The sequence below is a fragment of the Leifsonia xyli subsp. cynodontis genome (genome assembly GCF_050632205.1).
GTDB lineage: Bacteria > Actinomycetota > Actinomycetes > Actinomycetales > Microbacteriaceae > Leifsonia > Leifsonia xyli_D.
In genome coordinates, this window is record NZ_CP192578.1 from 125,360 (window position 1) to 146,228 (window position 20,869).

The 20,869-nt window shown below is 69.9% G+C and carries 20 protein-coding genes and 2 pseudogenes; 14 read left to right on the forward strand and 8 right to left on the reverse strand.

The features are described 5' to 3' along the window. Positions 1–51: 51 nt before the first annotated feature. Positions 52–606: an isochorismatase family protein gene (locus ACQ86M_RS00650; protein ID WP_431220224.1), complete on the reverse strand. Its 555-nt coding sequence runs from the start codon at positions 604–606 to the stop codon at positions 52–54. A 56-nt stretch (positions 607–662) separates the two neighbouring features. On the opposite strand from ACQ86M_RS00650, the gene ACQ86M_RS00655 reads away from it, so the two are divergent. Then, positions 663–1,259: a pentapeptide repeat-containing protein gene (locus ACQ86M_RS00655; protein ID WP_431246686.1), complete on the forward strand. Its 597-nt coding sequence runs from the start codon at positions 663–665 to the stop codon at positions 1,257–1,259. 3 nt (positions 1,260–1,262) lie between these two features. On the opposite strand, the gene ACQ86M_RS00660 is transcribed toward ACQ86M_RS00655, so the two are convergent. Continuing rightward, on the reverse strand, positions 1,263–1,934 hold the full coding sequence (locus tag ACQ86M_RS00660) for an ABC transporter ATP-binding protein (protein WP_431246687.1): 672 nt from the start codon (positions 1,932–1,934) through the stop codon (positions 1,263–1,265). A gap of 29 nt (positions 1,935–1,963) precedes the next feature. After that, a pseudogene (locus tag ACQ86M_RS00665) lies at positions 1,964–3,510 on the reverse strand (ABC transporter permease). A 162-nt stretch (positions 3,511–3,672) separates the two neighbouring features. Between ACQ86M_RS00665 and ACQ86M_RS00670 the strand changes: the two are divergent. The 10 genes from ACQ86M_RS00670 to ACQ86M_RS00715 all read left to right on the forward strand — a co-directional run bounded on the left by ACQ86M_RS00670 (position 3,673) and on the right by ACQ86M_RS00715 (position 12,309). Then, the gene (locus ACQ86M_RS00670) at positions 3,673–4,875 is read left to right on the forward strand and encodes an NAD(P)/FAD-dependent oxidoreductase (protein WP_431246688.1); all 1,203 of its coding nucleotides are present in this window, start codon (positions 3,673–3,675) and stop codon (positions 4,873–4,875) included. Then, a complete protein-coding gene (locus ACQ86M_RS00675; protein WP_431246689.1) occupies positions 4,872–5,768 on the forward strand; it encodes an RNA polymerase sigma-70 factor in 897 nt (298 codons plus the stop codon). Before ACQ86M_RS00670 ends, ACQ86M_RS00675 begins: the two co-directional genes overlap by 4 nt. A 60-nt stretch (positions 5,769–5,828) precedes the next feature. Then, positions 5,829–6,599, forward strand: coding sequence for a response regulator transcription factor (locus ACQ86M_RS00680; RefSeq protein WP_431246690.1), 771 nt, complete (start codon positions 5,829–5,831; stop codon positions 6,597–6,599). Further along, positions 6,596–8,170: a sensor histidine kinase gene (locus tag ACQ86M_RS00685; protein ID WP_431246691.1), complete on the forward strand. Its 1,575-nt coding sequence runs from the start codon at positions 6,596–6,598 to the stop codon at positions 8,168–8,170. The genes ACQ86M_RS00680 and ACQ86M_RS00685 overlap by 4 nt, the downstream gene beginning before the upstream one ends. A gap of 208 nt (positions 8,171–8,378) precedes the next feature. After that, positions 8,379–8,894: a 50S ribosomal protein L10 gene (gene rplJ, locus ACQ86M_RS00690; RefSeq protein WP_064110996.1), complete on the forward strand. Its 516-nt coding sequence runs from the start codon at positions 8,379–8,381 to the stop codon at positions 8,892–8,894. Positions 8,895–8,948: 54 nt separating this feature from the next. Continuing rightward, complete coding sequence (gene rplL / locus ACQ86M_RS00695; protein WP_431246692.1) at positions 8,949–9,338, forward strand: 50S ribosomal protein L7/L12; 390 nt, start codon at positions 8,949–8,951, stop codon at positions 9,336–9,338. A gap of 234 nt (positions 9,339–9,572) precedes the next feature. Beyond that, positions 9,573–9,716, forward strand: a complete 144-nt coding sequence (locus ACQ86M_RS00700) for a hypothetical protein (protein WP_431246693.1) — start codon at positions 9,573–9,575, stop codon at positions 9,714–9,716. Positions 9,717–9,851: 135 nt separating this feature from the next. After that, positions 9,852–10,499 (forward strand): class I SAM-dependent DNA methyltransferase, encoded by a 648-nt coding sequence (locus ACQ86M_RS00705; RefSeq protein ID WP_431246694.1) that lies wholly within the window; start codon positions 9,852–9,854, stop codon positions 10,497–10,499. A gap of 31 nt (positions 10,500–10,530) precedes the next feature. Next, a complete protein-coding gene (locus ACQ86M_RS00710; RefSeq protein ID WP_431246695.1) occupies positions 10,531–10,995 on the forward strand; it encodes a MarR family winged helix-turn-helix transcriptional regulator in 465 nt (154 codons plus the stop codon). 75 nt (positions 10,996–11,070) lie between these two features. Beyond that, positions 11,071–12,309: an MFS transporter gene (locus ACQ86M_RS00715; protein WP_431246696.1), complete on the forward strand. Its 1,239-nt coding sequence runs from the start codon at positions 11,071–11,073 to the stop codon at positions 12,307–12,309. A 199-nt stretch (positions 12,310–12,508) separates the two neighbouring features. Here ACQ86M_RS00715 and ACQ86M_RS00720 read toward each other — a convergent pair whose 3' ends face one another. The 5 genes from ACQ86M_RS00720 to ACQ86M_RS00740 form a co-directional block, all read right to left on the reverse strand. Then, the gene (locus tag ACQ86M_RS00720; protein WP_431220236.1) at positions 12,509–13,516 is read right to left on the reverse strand and encodes a LacI family DNA-binding transcriptional regulator; all 1,008 of its coding nucleotides are present in this window, start codon (positions 13,514–13,516) and stop codon (positions 12,509–12,511) included. Positions 13,517–13,529: 13 nt separating this feature from the next. Further along, positions 13,530–13,772, reverse strand: a complete 243-nt coding sequence (locus ACQ86M_RS00725; protein ID WP_431220237.1) for a hypothetical protein — start codon at positions 13,770–13,772, stop codon at positions 13,530–13,532. A gap of 3 nt (positions 13,773–13,775) precedes the next feature. Then, positions 13,776–14,693, reverse strand: coding sequence for a carbohydrate ABC transporter permease (locus tag ACQ86M_RS00730; RefSeq protein ID WP_431246697.1), 918 nt, complete (start codon positions 14,691–14,693; stop codon positions 13,776–13,778). Next, the gene (locus tag ACQ86M_RS00735; protein ID WP_431246698.1) at positions 14,690–15,733 is read right to left on the reverse strand and encodes a carbohydrate ABC transporter permease; all 1,044 of its coding nucleotides are present in this window, start codon (positions 15,731–15,733) and stop codon (positions 14,690–14,692) included. Before ACQ86M_RS00735 ends, ACQ86M_RS00730 begins: the two co-directional genes overlap by 4 nt. A gap of 85 nt (positions 15,734–15,818) precedes the next feature. After that, positions 15,819–17,102, reverse strand: coding sequence for an ABC transporter substrate-binding protein (locus ACQ86M_RS00740; protein WP_431220240.1), 1,284 nt, complete (start codon positions 17,100–17,102; stop codon positions 15,819–15,821). A gap of 160 nt (positions 17,103–17,262) precedes the next feature. Between ACQ86M_RS00740 and ACQ86M_RS00745 the strand changes: the two are divergent. From ACQ86M_RS00745 to ACQ86M_RS00755, 3 genes and pseudogenes are all read left to right on the forward strand, one after another. Beyond that, positions 17,263–19,142 (forward strand): annotated as a pseudogene (locus ACQ86M_RS00745) (ABC transporter ATP-binding protein). A 34-nt stretch (positions 19,143–19,176) separates the two neighbouring features. After that, positions 19,177–19,533, forward strand: coding sequence for a nuclear transport factor 2 family protein (locus ACQ86M_RS00750; protein WP_431246699.1), 357 nt, complete (start codon positions 19,177–19,179; stop codon positions 19,531–19,533). Between the two features lie 72 nt (positions 19,534–19,605). Then, a complete protein-coding gene (locus ACQ86M_RS00755) occupies positions 19,606–20,850 on the forward strand; it encodes an Nramp family divalent metal transporter (RefSeq protein ID WP_431246700.1) in 1,245 nt (414 codons plus the stop codon). The last annotated feature ends 19 nt before the right edge of the window (positions 20,851–20,869 follow it).

Consider the following 20,869-nt stretch of genomic DNA (forward strand, 5'->3'; position numbering starts at 1 on the left):
TTCGAGCGTATCGGGCGCGAGCCGGCCGGCGGCGGGGCCGACCGGACGGGCTCAGCCGAAGCTGACGTCCGCCGTGTCGACGACCTCGGCCGTCCGCCCGGGTGCCCGATGGTTCGCCCAGTACAGGTTCGTGTGCGCAACCACGAGGTCGGGCGTCGGGGCGCCCCACTCGCTGAGGTCCTCCGTCGTGTGCGCGTCGCCGACCAGGGTCACGTCGTAGCCGCGGACCAGGCCGCCGTGGATGGTCGACCGGATGCACTCGTCGGTCTGCGCCCCGGCGACCACGAGCCGCCCGACCGCCGCCTCGGCGAGCACCGCCTCCAGTGTGGTGTCCTCGAACGAGTCCGCGTAGGTCTTGTGCACCAGGGCCTCGGAGTCGTCGCGGGCCAGCTCCGCGACGAACTGCCAGCCGTCGCTGCCGATCGGCAGGTTCTCAGCGTCGGAGTGCTGGATCCACACGACCGGCACGTCGGCGGCGCGGGCGCGGTCAACGAGCTCCGACACGTTGGCCACGACCTCGTCGCGGCGATGGGCGCCATCCACCACCCCGTTCTGCACGTCGATCACCAGCAGGGCTGTGGCCGGTCGGCCTTCGAGAGTCGTCATCGTTCCCCCTTTCGAGACGGGATGCTACTCCGGGCCACCGACACTAGGCTCGCCTCGTGACGGACGCAGTGCAGACCATCAGGGGCGAGGACTGGTACGGCGGCGAGCTCGACGGCGTCGAGTACAGCGGCGTGGTCTTCGAGGACGTCGACATGACCGAGCTGCGCAGCTCCGGCGCCACCTTCACCGACTGCGTCTTCCGCAAGGTGCGGTTCAACGTGAGCGAGCACGCCGACTCGGCCTTCGTGAACTGCCGGTTCGAGTTCTGCAACTTCTTCGACGCCTCCTTCCGTCGCTGCAAGCTGACCGGCAGCACCTTCCAGGGGTGCGAGTTCGCGCTGCTGAAAGTGGAGGGCGGCAACTGGTCGTTCGCGTCCCTTCTGCGGGCCGAGCTGCGCGGCGCGTCCTTCGCGGGTGTGCGCCTGCGCGAGGCGGACCTCGCGCAGGCGCGCTGCCAGGAGGCGACCTTCGCCGGATGCGATCTCAGCGCGGCGGTGCTCGACGGCGCCGACCTGAGCGGCGCGACCCTCGCCGGCAGCGACCTCACCGGCGTCGACCCCGCGGGGGTCGTGCTGCGCGGGACGGTCATCGACGAGCGGCAGGCCGTGGTGCTGGCCGAGGCGCTCGGGATGGTCGTCGTGCCCGTCCCTTAGCGGCTACGCGACCTCGTTCACCCGGCCGTGCTTGATGTGCAGCCGGCGCTGCGCGCGCTTGGCGACCGCGGTGTCGTGCGTGACGATCACGACGGTGAGTCCGCGGTCGCGCCAGAGGCCCTCCAGCAGGTCCATGATCTCGTCGCGGGTCTCCTCATCCAGGTTGCCGGTCGGCTCGTCCGCCAGCAGCACCTCCGGGTCCTTCACCAGCGCGCGGGCGATCGCGACGCGCTGCTGCTGCCCGCCGGAGAGCTCCGACGGCAGGTGGCTGCCGCGGTCCGCGAGTCCGACCGACGCAAGCGCCTCCGCCGCGCGCAGCTTGCGCTCGGCGGCGCTCACGCCGAGCGGGGCGAGCGCCGTCTCCACGTTCTCCTGGGCGGTCAGCGTCGGGATGAGGTTGAAGCCCTGGAAGACGAAGCCGATCTCCTTCGCCCGGATCTTCGCGAGCTTCGCATCCCGCTGCTTCGACAGGCTGTCCGTGCCGAGCTGGACGGATCCGGAGGTCGGCCGGTCGAGCGCGCCCAGCATCTGCAGGAGGGTCGACTTGCCGCCGCCGGTCGGACCCTGGATGGCGACCAGCTGGCCGTCGGGGATCTCCAGCGTGACATCGTCCAGCGCGACGACCTGGCGCTTCGACGGGCTGTACGTCTTGGTGACGTCGGTGAGGGTGTACACGGTGACTCCTTGTGGTGGGTGGGGCGGGTTCAGGCGACGGATCGCAGGGCGGCGGCAGGACGCAGGCGCGAGGCGCGCCAGCCGCCGATGGCTCCGGCGAGCAGACCGCCGAGGACGGCGAGAGCGACGGCTCCGACGATGATCCACAGGGTCACCGGTGCGTGGAGGGCGATGTTCGCGGAGCTGGTCGCCGCCTCCCGCGCGGCGCCGAACGCCCCGCCGCCGGCGAAGCCGCCGCCGACGCCCGGGGCGCCCGTCGCCGCCGTGCCGGACGCGCCGGCGCCTCCCGTTCCCCGCGCGGCCGCGGTGCCGAAGCCGTGGCTGATGCTGCCGGTCAGGGTGGGGAGATCAGGTTCACGACGAGCACGCCGAGGAGCCCGATCGCGACGCCGATGACACCGCCGATGACCCCCTGCACCACCGACTCGCCGGCGACCTGGCCGACGATGCGGCGGTTCGACCAGCCGATCGCCTTCAGGGTGCCGAACTCGCGGGTGCGACGGGTGACGCCGGAGATGGTGAAGAGGATGGCGATGAGGAATGCGGCCGCGAGAACGATGACCGAGAGCCAGGTGCCGAGGTTGCCGACCAGCTCGCCCGCGCTGCCCAGCGAGCCGGACACGGTCGAGGCGAGGTCGGCCTGCGTGCTGACGGTGGCGCCCGAGACCGCCTTCGTGAGGTCGGTCTTGAGCTCGCCGATGTCGCCGGCGGACGCGGCCTTCACGTAGACGGACGAGATCTTGCCGGTCTGCCCGGAGAGTTTCTGCGCCACATCCAACGGGATGTAGGCGTTCGCGGCGGTGGTGGCGTCCGAGCCGGTGGCCGCGACGATGCCGACGACGCTGAATCCGGTGCCGCCGATGGTGACCGTGTCGCCGACGGTCTTGCTCGCCGTCTTGGCGTAGCTCGCGTCGAGCACCACGACATCCGTGCCGGCGTCTGCCGCGGTGAAGCTGCGACCGCCGGTGAGGGTCACCGAGGCGAGCGGGCCGACGGACGTGCCCTTGGGGTCGAGACCGAGCACGGAGAACGAGTCCACGGTGAACGAGCTGCCGCCCGCACCGTCCGAACCGCCCGTCGGCGGGGCCGTCGGTGCGACGGCCTGGCCACTCTCCCGCTCCTGCCGCAGCTGCTGGAAGTTCGGCAGCGTTCCGCTGAAGCTGGTGTTGGTGAGCGACAGCACCGCGGCGGCGGAGGCGACGTGGTCGACCTTGCGCACGGTCGCGAGCGTGGACGCATCCATCACCGTGGCGCCGCGCGTGGTCTCCAGCCGGGAGGTGTTCACCTGGCGGGCGGTGCCCGTGTCCGTCCCCGCGTCCGCGCCGAAGTCGAAGCGCGGCCGGCCTCCCGCATCCTGCAGCGCATTGGCGCCCTGGGCCGTGGCCGGCTGGCTGACGGTGATGTCCGTTCCGACGCCGTAGACGGACTGCAGCACGCTCTCCTGCGCCTGCTTCACACCGGCGGAGACGGCGTTCACGATGATGACGAGGGCGATCGCGAGGGCCATGCCGATCGCGATGATGATGGTCTGCTTCCGGCGATTGAGCAATTCGCGCCGCAGATAGGTTCCGAACATGGGCTTCCAAACTGTGCTGTCGGATGGGGTTCTCGCCGGAGGCTAGGGAGCGCCGTTTTCGGAGCGCTATGGCGGAGCTATGGGTCAGCCGTGCGCGGGTGTCACACATCCTGGCCCTGCGGTGTCTGCATGTTCGAAGCCCCGAATGGAAGGAGTTCTCTCATGCAGGACCGGATCGACGTGATCGTGATCGGCGGCGGGTACGCCGGCGTCGCCGCAGCCAACCGGCTCACCGCGAACCGCCGGGTGGACGTCACCCTGATCAACCCGCGCCCCGTGTTCGTGGAGCGGATCCGGCTGCACCAGCTGGTCACCGGCTCCGACGACGCCGTGGTCGACTTCGGCGAGGTGCTGGCGCCGTCGGTGCACCTGGTGGTGGACGCGGTGGAGCGCATCGACACGGCACGGCGACGGGTGGAACTCGCCGGCGGGGGAGCAGCCGAGTACGACTACCTCGTGTACGCGGCAGGGAGCGGCGGCGCGGTCGCCGACGTTCCCGGCGCCCGCGAGCATGCGCTGGCGATCGCCGGCCTGGCCGACGCCGAACGGCTGCGCACGGCGCTCGCCGCGGTCGCCGGGGACGCGCCGATCACCGTGGTGGGCGCGGGACCGGCCGGCATCGAGGTCGCGGCGGAACTCGCCGAGCAGGGTCGCACCGTCGCCCTCCTCTCCGGCGGCCAGCTGGGCCCGTCCCTCCATCCCCGTGCTCGCCGGTCGGTCGCGCGCCGGCTGGCCGCGCTCGGTGTCGCCCTCTACGACGGCCCGGGCTCGCGGGTGGTGACGGTGGCTCAGGATGCGGTCGGGCTCGCGGACGCCCGGACGCTGACGAGCGCCGTCACGATCTGGACCACCGGGTTCTCCGTTCCCGACCTCGCGCGCCGCAGCGGCCTGAGCACCGACCCGGAGGGCCGCCTCCTCACGGACGAGACGCTGACCAGCGTCGACGACGAGCGCATCGTCGCGGCGGGGGACTCGGCGTCCCCGTCCGGGGCCCCGCTGCGGATGAGCTGCCAGGCGGCCGGCCCGCTCGGCGGTCACGCGGCGGACACGGTGCTGCGCCGCGTCGAGGGCCGAGAACCCGAGCCGTTCGTGATGGGATTCGTGGGCCTGTGCCTGAGCCTCGGCCGGCGTCACGGCGTGTTCCAGTTCGAGCACAGGGACGACACCGCGACGGCGGTGCGCATCGACGGACGCGCCGGAGCGGTCGTGAAGGAACTCGTCTGCCGGAGCACCGTGCAGCAGCTCGCCATCGAGGCGCGTCACCCGGGCGCGACGCGCCTGCCCGCCGCCTTCGGCGATCGCGCGCGCCGCCGTAGTCTCGCAACGGGCGTCCTGCAGACGTCCGTGAACGAGGGACGAGGATGACCGCGCGCGTACCGGACCCGGCGACGGAGACCTTCGTCGCCAACCGCAACCTGCTGTTCACCGTGGCCTACGAGCTGCTCGGCTCGGCCGCCGACGCGGAGGACGTGCTGCAGGAGACCTGGCTGCGCTGGGCCGGGGTGGATCACGACGGGATCCGCGAGCCGCGCGCGTACCTGGTGCGGATCGCGACCCGCCTCGCGCTCAACCGCCTCCGCAGCGCGCAGCGCCGCCGCGAGACGTATGTCGGCCCCTGGCTGCCGGAGCCGCTGCTCACCTCGCCCGATGTCGCCGAGGATGCGGAGTTGGCCGAGAGCGTGTCGATGGCGCTCATGGTCGTGCTCGAGACGCTGAGCCCGACGGAGCGCGCCGTCTTCGTGCTGCGCGAGATCTTCGGGTTCGAGTTCGCCGAGATCGCGGAGGCGGTGGACAAGACCCCGGCCGCCGTGCGACAGATCGCCCACCGCGCCCGCGAGCACGTCGAGGCGCGGCGGCCCCGGGTGGCGGTCTCCGCGGCGGAGGCGCGTGCTGCCCTGGAGACGTTCCGCGTGGCGGTCCTCACGGGTGACCCGAAGGCGATGCTCGACGTGCTCGCGCCGGATGTGGTGCTGCTGAGCGACGGCGGCGGGTTCAAGCAGGCCGCGCTGCGGCCCATCCTGGGCGCCGACAAGGTGACTCGCTTCGTCACAGGCGCCGTTGGCAAGGCGCAGGCCGCGGTGTCGGCCGAGCCGACCGTGGTCAACGGCAACCCGGCGCTCGCGCTCTACGTCGACGGGGAGCTGGACGGAGTGCTCGCCGCACACGTCGAGGGCGGCCGGATCACCGGCATCTACATCGTCCGCAACCCCGAGAAGCTGACCCGGATCACCGAGGAAACGACGCTCTCGCTGACCTGAGCCCAGGCGCTCAGAGAGTTCATAGGTTGCGCAAAGACCGCACCCATTCGGCTCCTCATAATGAGAAAGGTGACCATCAACACTCGCGCCGCCACCGGCTCCTCCAGCCAGCCCCGAAACCTCCTGCGCCGCGCGGACGGCAGCGCCATCCGGGTGCTCGTCGTCGACGACGAGGCGACCCTGACGGACCTCCTCGCGATGGCACTGCACTACGAGGACTGGGAGGTGAAGACCGCCTCGACCGGTCAGCAGGCGCTTCAGCTCTCGCGTGAGTTCAAGCCCGACGTCGTCGTGCTCGACATCATGCTTCCCGACATCGACGGGCTCCAGGTGCTGTCCCGGATGCGCGCCGACGGCAACGAGGCGCCCGTGCTGTTCCTCACCGCGAAGGACTCCCTCGACGACCGCATCGCCGGCCTCACCGCCGGCGGCGACGACTACGTCACGAAGCCGTTCAGCCTGGAGGAGCTGGTCGCCCGGCTGCGCGGGCTGCTGCGCCGCTCGCGCGCGGCCGTCGCCGACCAGGACGACCCGGTGCTCATCGTCGGCGACCTGGTCCTCGACGAGGACAGCTACGAGGTGCACCGCGACGGCGAGCTCATCCAGCTCACCGCCACCGAGTTCGAACTGCTGCGCTTCCTCATGCGCAACCCGCGCCGCGTGCTCAGCAAGGCGCAGATCCTCGACCGGGTGTGGAGCTACGACTTCGGCGGCTCCTCCAGCGTGGTCGAGCTGTACATCTCGTACCTGCGCAAGAAGATCGACGCCGGCCGCGCGCCCATGATCCACACGGTGCGCGGCGCCGGATACATGGTGAAGGCCGCGCAGTGACCTCAGCCCGCGTCGCGGGCGCTCCGCCGGACGGTGGCGAGCGCGGCAACATCCCGCGCATCCGGCCGTTCCGCTCCTGGACGCTGCGCAGCCGCGTCGTCCTCGTCGTCGTCGCGATGCTCGCCGTCCTCGGCGCGGTCATCGGGACGATCAGCGTCTTCGCGCTGCAGAACTACCTGATGCAGCGGTTGGATGGGCAGCTCACGTCGGCGCTGGAGCGCGGGCAGCACGCGGCGGACCGGATCTACGGTGACCAGCCGACCGGGCCGGACGTGATCGGCATCGTTCAGACGCCGGGACAGCAGACCGGGACCTTCGGCGTCATTCGCAGCGGTGACATGCTGCTGTACCCGGTGATCCTCTCCGAGCGGCCCAAGAACAGCTCGCCGGACCAGCCCGTCGCCCCGCAACGGGTACCGATCGCCACGACCGCGCTGATCAGCTTGCCGTCGGACGGTCACCCGCGCACGATCAACCTCGGGCCCTCGCTCGGCGACTACCGCGTGGCTGCGGTCGAACTGACCAACGGCGACAGCGTCATCATCGGCCTCCCGCTCAGCGACGTGAACGCGACGGTCGCCCGCCTCACCCTCGTCATCGTGCTGGTGACCCTCGCCGGCCTGATCTTCGCGTTCCTCCTGGCCAGCGTCGTCGTCCGCCTCGCCATGCGGCCGCTGGAGCGCGTCGCGGGAACGGCCGAGCAGGTCTCGAAACTGCCGCTCGACCACGGCGACGTCGCGCTCTCCGTGCGCGTTCCCGAGGCCGACACCGACGAGCACACCGAGGTCGGCAAGGTCGGCTCGGCGCTCAACCGCATGCTGGGCCACGTAGCCTCCGCGCTGACGGCGCGCCAGGCGAGCGAGCAGAAGGTGCGGCGGTTCGTCGCCGACGCCAGCCACGAGCTGCGTACGCCGCTCGCGTCCATCCGCGGCTACGCCGAGCTCACGCGCCGGGCGCCGCACGAACTCCCGCCGGACGTCACGCGCTCGCTCGGGCGGATCGAGTCCGAGGCGACCCGCATGACGTCCCTCGTCGAGGACCTGCTGCTGCTCGCCCGCCTCGACGAAGGTCGCGAGCTCGACCGGGACCCGGTGGATGTGACCCTCCTGCTGGTGGATGCGCTCAGCGACGCGCACGCGGCCGGCCCCGACCACGAGTGGGTGCTCGACCTGCCCGAGGAGCCCGTCGAGGTGATCGGTGACGCGCCGCGCCTCCATCAGGTGCTGATGAACCTGCTCGCCAATGCGCGCGTCCACACGCCCGAGGGCACGAAGGTGACCGCCGGACTACGGGCGGACCCGGCCACCGGACGAGCGGTGATCACGGTGGCCGACGACGGCCCGGGCATCCCCGAGGAGTTGCAGTCCACCCTGTTCGAGCGGTTCGCCCGGGGCGACAGCTCCCGCAACCGCGCTACCGGATCCACCGGTCTCGGGCTCGCCATCGTGCAGGCCGTCGTGCAGGCGCACGGGGGAGAGGTCACCGTCGTGAGCGAGCCCGGGAGCACCGTCTTCACCGTCACCCTGCCGCTCGCGCCCGCCGAGTTGCGTGAAGCGGCGCCCATCCCGTAACCTTGTCGGAGCCAAAGACCGCTGGTCGTCGTGCATGCACGAAGAGAAGATCCACTCAGGTGGGCGCCCGCGCAGGTGTGTGAAGCAAGTTCCGCAATCTCATTGCGTCGCCAGCTCCGTGCCCTGCGCCGGAGCTTTTTCTTTGCCCGGAGGTCTTGGCGGCGCGCCGCTCCCGCGGTGCGCGACGAAGATGATTGAGGAGTAGGCCATGGCGAACAAGGAAGCCACGGTTGCCGAGCTCGAGGGACTGTTCGAGAGCTCGACCGCCGTTCTGCTGACCGAGTACCGCGGTCTCACTGTTGCTCAGCTCAAGACGCTGCGCAAGTCCATCAGTGAGCACGCGACGTACGCCGTGGTGAAGAACACGCTGACCAAGATCGCGGCCAACAACAAGGGCATCTCGTCGTTCGACGAGGAGCTCGCTGGTCCGTCCGCGATCGCCTTCGTGCACGGTGACCCGGTCGCCGTCGCGAAGTCGCTGCGTGACTTCGCCAAGGCAAACCCTCTGCTGGTGGTCAAGGGCGGTTACTTCGACGGTAACCCGCTGACCGCAGAAGAGGTAGGCAAGCTCGCCGACCTCGAGTCCCGTGAGGTTCTGCTGGCCAAGCTGGCCGGCGCCTTCAAGGCCTCGCTGTTCGGAGCCGCATATCTGTTCAACGCACCGCTGTCGAAGGCCGTTCGCACGGTCGACGCGCTGCGTGAGAAGCAGGAGTCCGCTGCCTGATCCGTCCCGGATCCTGCAAGCGGTGAGTAACCACAGAAACTAAAGGAGAGAACAATGGCAAAGCTGTCGACTGAGGAGCTGCTCGACGCGTTCAAGGAGCTCACCCTGATCGAGCTCAGCGCGTTCGTCAAGGCGTTCGAGGAGACCTTCGAGGTCACCGCCGCCGCCCCCGTCGCCGTGGCCGCCCCGGCCGCCGGTGGTGCGGGCGCCGCTGCCGAAGAGGTCGAGGAGAAGGACTCCTTCGACGTCGTCCTCGAGGCCGCCGGTGACAAGAAGATCCAGGTCATCAAGGAGGTGCGCGCCCTCACCAGCCTCGGCCTCGGTGAGGCGAAGGCCCTCGTTGACGGCGCACCGAGCACCGTGCTCGAGGGCGCCAACAAGGAGACCGCTGACAAGGCGAAGGCTCAGCTCGAAGAGGCTGGCGCCACCGTCACCCTCAAGTAATTCGCGCCCCTCGGGGCTCTTCTTACTGACAGGCTGACAGGCTCGTCACACGCGACGCGGACTCCTCGCTAGAGAGTGTCCGCGTTGTGGAGGGCGTCGCCCCCGGCAACGGGGCGACGCCCTCCGTGCGTTAAGCGACGTGCGGACGCGGATGCTCATCCATCCATCGCGTCCGATCGCGCCTGCCCGCGTGCATCGGTGTGCAAGGACGCACAACCGGGAGAAGAACCCACGATGAGTACCAGCTCTTGGCGTACCCACGCCGCCCACCTGCGCGACTTCGGTCACGCCCTGCTCCACGGGGACGACCGCGACAGCGGCTGCCACCCGCCGGATCTGTGCCGCAGGACCCTGCTCTACGACAGGTACCTGCGGTAACACCCCCACGAAGCGCTCCCGGCCCACCGGCCGGGGGCGCTTCGTCATTCAGCCGCGGACATTCGTGACGAATGCACGCTATTCGTGGCGGATACCGACCATTCGTGACGAATGGCGCGCCCGTAGACTCGCGGCGTGACGAACGAGCCCGACGACGTGACCGCCACCCGGCTCGCCTACGACACGGTGGCCGAGGACTATGCCGAGCTGCTGCGGGACGACTTGGCGCAGAGCACGTACGAGCGGGCGATGCTCGACGTCTTCGCCGAGCAGGTGCTGCGGGATGGCGGGGGCGCCGTCGGCGATCTGGGATGCGGTCCTGGACGCATCGCGGGGTACCTGGCGGGGCGCGGGATGGACGTGGTCGGCATCGACCTGTCGCCGCGGATGGTGGAGGTCGCTCGGCGCGACCATCCCGCTGTGCGGTTCGAGGTCGGGTCGATGGCCGCCCTGCCATTCGGCGAGGGCGAGCTGGCGGGGGCGCTCGCCTGGTACTCGATCATCCACACGCCGGAGGAGCGTCAGGGTGCGCTCTTCGCCGAGTTCGCGCGCGTCGTCCGGCCGGGCGGCCGGCTGCTGCTGGCGTTCCAGGTCGGCGACGACGTCGTGCATCTGACCCACGCCTACGGCCACGACATCGACCTGCACACCCGCCGGCAGAATCTCGACGCGGTGAGAGCGCGACTCGCGGGTGCGGGCTTCGCCCTGACGGCCGAGCTCGTCACCCAGCCGGTGCCACCTCAGAAGTCGCCGCAGGGCTACCTGCTCGCCCGCCGCAGTTGATAAATATAGTTTGGCTATCTATAATGGAGTCATGCCCGAGACTCCCGAACTGCACCAGATCCTCGGCGACCTCGTGGTCGCCGCCCACCGCCTCACCCGCCTCGCCGCGCGTGTGACGGGCAGCACCGAGTCGCCGGCCACTTGGCGCACCATCAGCGTTCTGCAGACCATGGGCCCCATGCGACTCGGCGAGCTCGCCAGCCAGAGCCGGGTCTCGCAGCCCACGATGACCAAGATCGTGCGCAACCTGGTCGAGGCCGAGTGGGTCAAGCGCATCGCCGACACCGCCGACGCCCGCGCCTGGCAGATCGCCGTCACCGACAAGGGCGCCGCTGCCTTCCAGGCCTGGCGCGACGAGCTCTCCGCCGCGCTGGTTCCGCTGTTCGCCGACCTCGGCGACGACGAACTGGCCGCGATGCGGTCGACCGTCGAGATCATCGGGTCGCGCGTCGAACTCTCCAACGCGACCTCCGCTGCGCTCGCCGGCAGCCGCTGACCCGCGCTCGCGGTCGCGCCGCCGCACCCATCCACGTCACCGCACCACCGTCACTCGAGGAGCCGTCACCCCTTCATGTCGCATGAACGCCCCACCAGCATCCTGAAACAGCCGACCGCCGTCTGGGCCGTCGCCTTCGCCTCCGTCATCGCCTTCATGGGCATCGGTCTGGTCGACCCGATCCTCCCGGCGATCGCGAAGAGCCTGCAGGCCACACCGACCCAGACCGAGATGCTCTTCACGAGCTACCTGCTGATCACCGGCATCGCGATGTTCTTCAGCAGCTGGATCTCGAGCCGGATCGGCGCCAAGAAGACCCTGCTGATCGGGCTCGCGCTGATCGTCGTCTTCGCCCTGGCAGCCGGTCTCTCGCAGAACGTGGAGTCGATCATCGGCTTCCGCGCCGGCTGGGGGCTGGGCAACGCGCTCTTCATCTCGACCGCGCTGGCGACCATCGTCGGAGCGGCGTCGGGCGGCACGTCGTCCGCGATCATCCTCTACGAGGCCGCGCTGGGCCTGGGCATCGCGATCGGCCCGCTGCTCGGCGGGCTCCTCGGCAGCTGGAGCTGGCGCGGGCCGTTCTTCGGCACCGCGACGCTCATGGCGATCGGCTTCATCGCCATCGTCTCGCTGCTGAAGAAGAACCCCGAGAAGCCGCAGCCCACCCGGCTCTCGGCGCCGTTCCGCGCGCTCGGCCGCCCGGCCCTCGGCTTCCTGGCGGCCGCCGCCCTGTTCTACAACATCGGCTTCTTCGTGCTGCTGGCCTACACGCCGTTCGCGCTAGTGCCCCTCGGTGTCTCGGATGCGATCAGCCTCGGCCTCATCTTCTTCGGCTGGGGTGTGGCCCTCGCCATCACGTCCGTCTGGGTCGCGCCGCTGCTCACCTCCCGGATGCCGCGCACCCGGGTGCTGTGGCTCGTGATGCCGCTGCTCGCCCTCGACCTGCTCGCCGCCGGACTGTTCGTCGCGTCCCTCGTCGCGCTCATCGTCTGCGTCGTGGTCGGCGGACTGCTCCTCGGCATCCTGAACACCGTGCTCACCGAGTGCGTGATGGAGGCCACCGACCTGCCGCGCTCCGTCGCCTCGAGCGCCTACTCCGGTGTCCGCTTCCTCGGCGGCGCGATCGCCCCTCCCGCGGCGACCCTGCTCGCGGACACGGTGAGCCCGGCCATGCCGTTCTACGCGGCCTGCGTCTCGGTCCTGGTCGCCGCGGCGCTGATCGTGATCGGCCACAAGCACCTGAAGCGCGTGGATGCCGCACACGAGACGCCTCAGCAGGAGGCCGAGGTGCTGGCCCTGGCCGACGCCGACTGATCCCGGGGGAACCCCGGGATTCGAAGAGCCGCTCTGCACGAGGCAGAGCGGCTCTTCCCGTCGTATGGGCCCCGAAAGCCCGACGGGCGACCCCATCAGTTGCCCGTGCCTACCCGAAAGGCGCGCGCAACCGGATGATCGCGCTCCCATTCTCTCAGACTGTGGGAGCGTTCCCGCACAGGAGCCGAACCGGTGTCGGTCAGCGGGGCGGGGCGGTCGACGACCGGACGACCAGGCTCACGGGGGAGCGCACCGACGTCGCCTTCGGCTCGGCACCGGCGAGCTCGTCGAGCAGGATCCGAGCGGCGGTCGCCCCCTGCTCGAACGGGTCCTGCGCCATGGTGGTCAGCCCGAAGCCGGCCGCGTAGTCGTGGTCGTCGATGCCGATGACGGAGAGGTCCTCGGGCACCCGGAGTCCGTGATCCCCGGCGGCGAGGATGGCGCCGAACGCCATCTCGTCGGAGCCGGCGAACACCGCCGTGGGCCGGGGCCCCGGCCGGTCGAGCAGCCGGTTCATCGCCGCGCGGCTCTCCGGCAGCGAGAACCCGCCGGGGATGACCCACTCGGGACGCACCGGCAGGCCGGCGTCGCGCATCGCATCCCGGAACCCGTGCAGCCGTCCGATCGGCACCTGGCTGTTCAGGCCCTCCTCGTCCTCGCCGCCCAGGTGGGCGATGTCGGTGTGGCCGAGCGAGATGAGGTGCGAGGTCGCCGTATAGGCGGTCGACGTCTCGTCGATGCCGACGCTGCGCAGGCCCTTCACCGGTCCGCCCACCACGATCGTGGGGTGGCCGAGGTTCGACAGCTGCTCGCGCTCCTCGGGGGTGAAGTCGAGGCACAGCGCGAGCAGGGCGTCGGTGCGCTTGCGCAGGATGCTGCGGTGGAACACCCGCTCCCGGTCGCCGCGATGCCCGCCCAGGTTGAACAGGATCATGTCGTAGCTGGCTGCCCGGAGTTCCGCATCCACCCCCTCCAGCACCTGGGTGTAGAACCACCGGCTCACCGACGGGACCACCACGCCCATCGCGAGGGTCCGTCCGCTCGCCAGCCCCGACGCGCTCGACGAGGCGACGTAGCCGAGCTCGTCGGCCGCGCGCCGGACGGCCGCGCGTGTCTTGTCCGACACGTTCGGCAGGCCCCGCAGCGCCCGGGAGACGGTGGCCGTGGAGACCCCGGTCGCGCGCGCGACCTCCTCGATCCCTGGCATGCCCGTTCTCCGTTCAGGCGCCGCGGTGCTCGCGCTGCCGGTCCTCCTCGGCCCCCTGCCGCCGCGCGATGATGCGACGGCGCAGCTGCAGGAGGCCGATGAAGACGAGCACGAGCACGAGAAGGGTGAGCGCCCACCCGAGCGCCGGCTCGCCGGTCAGCTCGCAGAAGACGGTGATCCCCAGGAAAGCGAGAGCGAAGAAGCCGACGAAGCCGAGGCCGACGTCGACCGCTTCACGGGAGTCGCTCCAGCGCATCGATCAGCCCTTCACGCCGCCGGCCGTCAGACCCGCGACGATGCGGCGCTGGAAGATCAGCACCAGGATGATCAGCGGGACGACCACGATGGTTCCGGCCGCCATGACGGCGGTGTACGGCTCCTGGTGCGGCTGCGTTCCGGTGAACGACGCGATCGCCACGGTGACGGGCTGGGTCCGGTCGCTCGACAGCTGGCTGGAGATCAGGAACTCGTTCCACGACGAGATGAACGCCAGGATCGCGGTCGTGAACACCGCCGGGGCCGCCAGCGGCAGGATCACCTTGCGGAACGCCTGCGCCTGGGTGCATCCGTCGATGCGCGCCGCCTCCTCGAGGTCCCACGGCATCTCGCGGAAGAACGACGTCAGCGTGTACACCGTCAGCGGCAGTGCGAACGAGATCTCCGGGATGATCAGCGCCTGGTACGTGCCCATCCAGCCGATGTTCGTGAACAGCTGGAACAGCGGGGTGATGAGCGCGACGCCCGGGAACATCGACGCCGCCAGGATCACGCCGAGCACGACGCCCTTGAACTTGAAGTCCAGGCGGGCCAGCGCGTACGAGGCGAAGATGCCGACGATGAGCGAGATGATCGTGACGCAGATGCCGATGAGCAGCGAGTTCAGCAGCGCACCCGGCAGGTTGTTGCCGAGCTTCGTCGACAGCGCGGTCGCGTAGTTGTCCCACGTGAAGTGGGTGAACCACGGGGTGTTGTCGAAGGTGTAGCCGACGTCGCGGAACGACGTGACGACCATCCAGTAGAAGGGCAGCAGGCACCAGAGCACGACGACGATCGCCTGGATGCCGGTGCGGACGCTCTGGTTGCGGCGACGTCGCACGCCCGTGCGGTTCTTCGTCCGGGTGCGGGGGAGGCTCTCGGCCTCGGTGGTGGCCGCGGCGGGCCCGGCGACGGCGGTCATCGCTTCGCTCCCTTCTGCTGATCCTCCTGCGTTCGGACGACGTTCGTCCCGAGTATCCGGACGAAGATGAAGGCGACGAGGAAGATGATGATGAACGTGATCGTCGACAGGGCGGCTGCGCTGTTGAAGCCTTGCCTGATCTGGTCGACCACGAGGATGGAGAGTGTCGTGGTGGCATGGCCGGTTCCGCCGCCGCCGCCCGTCAGGATCTGCGGGAGGTCGTAGATGCGGAGCGCGTCCAGCACGCGGAACAGGATGGCGACCATGAGCGCCGGCTTCAGCAGGGGCATGGTCACGCGCCAGAAGCGCTGCCAGGTGCTCGCCCCATCCATCTTGGCCGCCTCGTAGACGTCCTCCGGGATGAGCTGGAGGCCGGCCAGGATGAGCAGCGCCATGAACGGCGTGGTCTTCCAGGTGTCGGCGATGATGACCGCGAAGCGGGACGCCCACTCGTCACTGGTCCACAGGATGCGCGCCCCGATGAGGGCGTTCGCGACACCGGCGACCGAGAAGATGAAGAACCACAGCTTCGCGGTGACGGCGGTCGGGATGGCCCACGGGATGAGGATCGCGGCACGGACGAAGCCGCGTCCGCGGAAGGCGCGGTTCATGATGATCGCGAACCAGAGGCCGAGGAGGGTCTCCAGGACCACCGTGGTCACCGTGAAGAAGAACGTGACGAAGACCGAGCTCCAGAAGGCGGAGCCCAGGTTGCCCGGCGGGCAGCTGATGGTGGTGCCGTTCGGCCCGGCGCACCGCTGGAACAGCCAGTGGGCGTAGTTGTCGAAGCCGGCGAATCCGCCCTGCACGAACAGGCCCGTCGCGGGGTCGAGTCCCGCGTCCTTCTGGAAGGACATGACGATCGCCTGGACGACCGGGTACCCGATGACGATCGCCAGCAGGACGATCGTGGGCAGGATGAGGTAGAGGGCCCAGCGGCTCTGCTGGCGGCGGTTCTGCTTGACGCCGGCGCGGACGGGCTTTCTGCCGCCGGTGCCGGTCTGGGTGGACGAGGGGGCGACGACGTTCGACGTTGACATGTGTGCCTCCGGGGGAGTCTGAAGTGGGTATGGGGCCGGGCGGCGGGATGAGTTCCCGCCGCCCGGCGACCGTTTCAGGCCGGGATCAGCCGGCGCTGGCGGTCTGGATGGCGGACTCCATGTCCTTCAGCGCCTGGTCGACCGTCTTGTCGCCCTTCAGCGCTGCGTACGCGTTGTCCTGGACGGCCTTGGTGATGGCCGGGTAGAACGGCGACACGGGACGCGGAACCGCGTTCGCGATCGACGTCTTCAGGGTGGACAGGTACGGCAGCTGGCTGTTCAGCGCCGCGTCGTCGTACAGGGACGCCACGACCGGGGCCAGCGAGCCCTGCGTCACGAAGAACTTCTGGGTCTCCTCGCTCTGCAGGAACTTCAGGAACTCGAACGCGGTGGCCTTGTGCTTGGAGTACACGCTGATCGCGGCGTTGTGACCGCCCAGGCTGGAGACGCCCGGCTTGTCGGCGGAGACGCCCGGCAGGGGCGCGATGCCGAAGGTGTCCTTCACCGTCGACGATCCGTCGGTCTTGGCCAGGTTGTACACGTACGGCCAGTTGCGCAGGAACATGAGCTTGCCGGCCTCGAACGCCTGGCGGCCCTGCTCCTCCTGGTAGGTGATGGCCTCAGCCGGGATCTGCCCGTTCTTGAAGCCGTCCACCAGGCGGGTGAGTCCGGCCTTGGCCTCGGGGCTGTTGACCGTGACCTTCTTGCCGTCCTCGCCGACGATGGTTCCACCGTTGGTGTTGATCGCCTCGGCCGCGTTCACGGTGAGGCCCTCGTACTGCGCGAACTGGCCGGCGTAGCAGCCGATGCCCTTCGCCTTGGCGATGTCGCAGTCCTTGAGCATCTCATCCCACGTCTTCGGCGGGGTGGGGACCAGGTCCTTGCGGTAGTACAGGATGCCGCCGTCCGAGGTCTGCGGCGCCGCGTACTGCGTGCCGTTGTAGGTGCCCGACTTGACCGTCGGCTCGAGCAGCGACGAGTTGTCCATCTTGAACGTGCCGGTCAGCGGCTGGAGCCAGCCCTTCGCGGCGAACTCGCCGGTCCACACCACGTCGACGTCGACGACGTCGTAGTTGGCGTCCTTCGCCTGGAAGTGCTGCACCAGGTCGTCGTGCTGCTGGTCGGCCTGGTCGGTCTGCTCCTTGAAGGTGACCTTCTCGTTCGGGTGGGCCTTGTTCCACTTCTCGATCAGCGGGCGGACGACGTTGGAGTTGTCCTTGCCCTGCACGTAGGTGATCGGGCCCTTGCTGTCGGTGTTCGCGTTGGCGTCTCCGCCCCCGCTTCCCGATCCGCCGCCACCGGTGCATCCGGCCAGCGTGAGACCCACCAGGGCCACACCGGCGATCACGGAGAGACGTGCTGCTTTCATTTCACTCCTCGTTGAGCTCTTGGTGCGAGCGCGGGTGCGCCCGGGGTGACTGTACCGCCAGGATTGCGCGTGATGCAAGCGTTTACGTCAAGCGCTTGCATCACGGTTCCGTCACAGCGGTCTGCCCCCGGCGGAGGGCTACGCTGAATCCATGAGCGGGATGCGCGGGATGGCGGCAGGCGGAGGACCGGGCGGCCGCCCCCGTCTCGGCGGCGGCGACGCCGACGCGCAGCGGGCGCTGAACGCGACCGCGCCGAAGATCCCGCACCTGTTCCGGAGGATCGTCGACCTGTTCTCGGCGCACCGGATGGCGATCGTCCTCACCGTCGTGCTGGTGCTGGCCGGAGCCGCGCTGACGGTCATCCCCCGCTGCTGACCGAGCGCGCGTTCGACCAGGGGCTGTTCCCGAAGAGCGGGGAGCCGAACATCCCCGTGCTGGTCGAGATCGTCGTGCTGATGCTCGTCGTCTTCGTCGTCTCCGCCCTGCTGGGGGTGTGGCAGACGTACCTGACCTCGTCGGTCGGCAACAAGGTCATGGGCGCGCTGCGGGTGCGGCTGTTCTCGCACCTCCAGTCGATGGAGCTCAGCTTCTTCACGCACACGAAGACGGGCATCATCCAGTCGCGGCTGCAGAACGACGTGGGCGGCGTCGCGAGCGTCCTGACCAACACCATGTCGAGCATCCTGGGCAACACGGTGACGGTGATCGCGGCGCTGGTCGCGATGCTGCTGCTCAACTGGCAGCTGACGATCGTGGCCGTCGTGCTGATGCCCATCCTGGTGATCGCCCAGCGGCGGGTCGGCCAGGTGCGGGCCCGCATCGCGACGAAGACGCAGGAGTCGCTGTCGGACATGACCGCGATCACGCAGGAGACCCTGAGCGTCTCGGGCATCCTGCTCTCGAAGAGCTTCAACCGCCAGGGCGCCGAGGTGGAGCGCTACTCGGACGAGAACCGCAACCAGATCGGGCTGCAGATCTCGCAGGCGATGAGCGGACAGTGGTTCTTCGCGATGGTGAACATCTTCCTGTCGTCCATCCCTGCGATCGTGTACCTGGTGTCCGGGTGGCTGATCGCGGGCGGTGCGACGGACATCTCGGCCGGAACGATCGTCGCGTTCACGACCGTCCAGGCGCGGCTGCTGTTCCCGCTGCTCGCGCTGATGCGGGTCGCGCTCGACCTGCAGACCTCGGGCGCACTGTTCGCCCGCATCTTCGAGTACCTCGACCTGAGGCCGGCGATCGCGGACCGTCCGGACGCCGTGCCGGTGGACCCGGGCCGCGACCTGGGCCGCATCGAGTTCGACCACGTCGTGTTCCGCTACCCGGATGCGCGCGACGGCGAGCGCAACACCCTCGACGACGTCTCGTTCACGATCCGGCCGGGCGAGTTCGCCGCGTTCGTCGGCCCGAGCGGCGCCGGCAAGACGACCGTCTCGTACCTGATCCCGCGCTTCTACGACGCGACGGCCGGCCACATCCGCTTCGGCGACACGGACGTGCGCGACCTGCAGCAGGAGTCGCTGGTGTCGCACATCGGCGTGGTCAGCCAGGAGACCTACCTGTTCCACGCCACCATCGCCGAGAACCTCCGCTACGCGCGGCCCGACGCCACGCAGCAGGAGCTGGAGGACGCGGCGAAGCGGGCGAACATCCACGAGACCATCGCGGGGTTCCCTGACGGCTACGCGACCGTCGTGGGGGAGCGCGGCTACCGGCTGTCGGGCGGCGAGAAGCAGCGCATCGCCATCGCGCGGGTGCTGCTCAAGGACCCGGAGGTGCTCATCCTCGACGAGGCGACGAGCGCGCTGGACACCATTTCGGAGCGCGTCGTGCAGCAGGCGCTGGACACCGCATCCAGCGGCCGCACCACCATCGCGATCGCGCACCGACTCTCGACCATCGTGGCGGCCGACGTGATCTTCGTCATCGACCACGGCAAGGTCGTCGAACAGGGCACCCACCGCGAGCTGCTCGACCTCGGCGGCGTGTACTCGCGGCTGTACCGCGAGCAGACCGAGGGCGCGCTGCTGGAGGAGTAGTGCCGCCGAACGCTCCGCGACGAAAGGACGGCCCGTGCCGACGATCACCGAACTGCTCTCCGCCAACCTCCTCGATGTCTTCGGCAACCGGGATGCACGGTCCCGCCGGGAGGCGATCGAGCGCGTCTTCTCGGAGGACGTGCTGTTCAGCGACCCGGAGGAGACCGTGACCGGATGGGACGCGCTCGAAGCGAAAGCGGCCGGGCTGATCGACGGTGCGCCCGAGACGTTCGTCTTCGCCGACGCCGGGCCCGCCTACCTCGGTGCGTCGTCCGGCGCGCTCGCCTGGACGTTCGGCCCGGAGGGCGCTCCCGTCGCCCGCGGCATCGACGTGATCGAGGTCCGCGAGGGACGGATCGTGTCGCTGACGACGCTGCTTGCCGAGGGCTAGGCCGTCATCCTCCCCGAGAGGTAGACTGGGGCAGAGTTAGACTGGGCTAACTTTTCTTCTCCGGGAGGCGGGATGAGCGTCGACGTCACCGAGCGCGCCTCCCGTGCCGCGCCCGCGCGGCTCCTCCTCCTGCTGGGTCCTGCATTCGTCGCGGCCATCGCCTACGTCGACCCGGGCAACGTCGCCGCGAACCTGACGGCCGGCGCCCGGTACGGGTACCTCCTGGTGTGGGTGCTCGTGGCGGCCAACGCGATCGCGGTCTTCGTGCAGTACCAGTCGGCGAAGCTCGGGATCGTCACCGGGCGCAGCCTGCCCGAGCTGCTGGGGGAGCGCCTCGGAACGGTGAGCCGTCGCGCCTACTGGGCGCAGGCCGAGCTCGTCGCCGCCGCCACCGACATCGCCGAGGTGATCGGCGGCGCGATAGCGCTGCAGCTGCTGTTCGGGCTGCCGCTGCCCCTCGGCGGCATCGTCGTCGGCGTGGTCGCGATCGGCATCCTGGCCGTCCAGTCGCGCCGGGGCCAGCGTCCGTTCGAGGCGGTGATCGTCGGCCTGCTGGCGGTCATCGCGGTCGGATTCCTGGCGGGGCTGTTCGTCAGCCCGGTCGACTGGAGGGAGGCGGCGGCGGGTCTCGTCCCGCGGTTCGACGGCGCGCCCACGGTGCTGCTCGCGGCGAGCATGCTGGGAGCGACGGTCATGCCGCACGCGATCTACCTGCACTCGGCGCTGGCCCGCGACCGTCACGGCACCTCGAGGGACCCGGGACGCATCCGCACCCTGCTGCGCGCGACCCGGCTGGATGTGGTGCTCGCCCTGGTCATCGCCGGCGCCGTGAACATCGCCATGCTGCTGGTCGCCGCGTCGTCACTGCGCGGTGTCGCGGGGACCGACACCATCGAGGGCGCGCACGCCGCGATCTCGAGCACCCTCGGCCCGGTCGTCGGCGTGGTCTTCGCCGTCGGGCTGCTCGCGTCGGGGCTCGCCTCGGCCTCGGTCGGAAGCTATGCAGGCGCGACGATCATGGGCGGCCTGCTCACACTGCGCGTCCCCCTGCTCACCCGGCGGATCGTGACCCTGGTGCCGGCCGTGATCATCCTCGCCCTCGGCGCCGATCCGACCTGGGCGCTGGTGATGTCGCAGGTCTTCCTCAGCCTCGGCATCCCGTTCGCGATGATCCCGCTGCTCCGCCTGACCGGCTCACGGGCCGTCATGGGCGACGCCGTCGATCGCGTGTGGGTGCGCATCCTGGGCGGCGTGGTCGCGGGCCTCGTGGTGCTGCTGAACCTGGCGCTGGTGGTGCTGACCGTCGTGCGGCCCTAGCCGCCGGCGCACGAGTGCG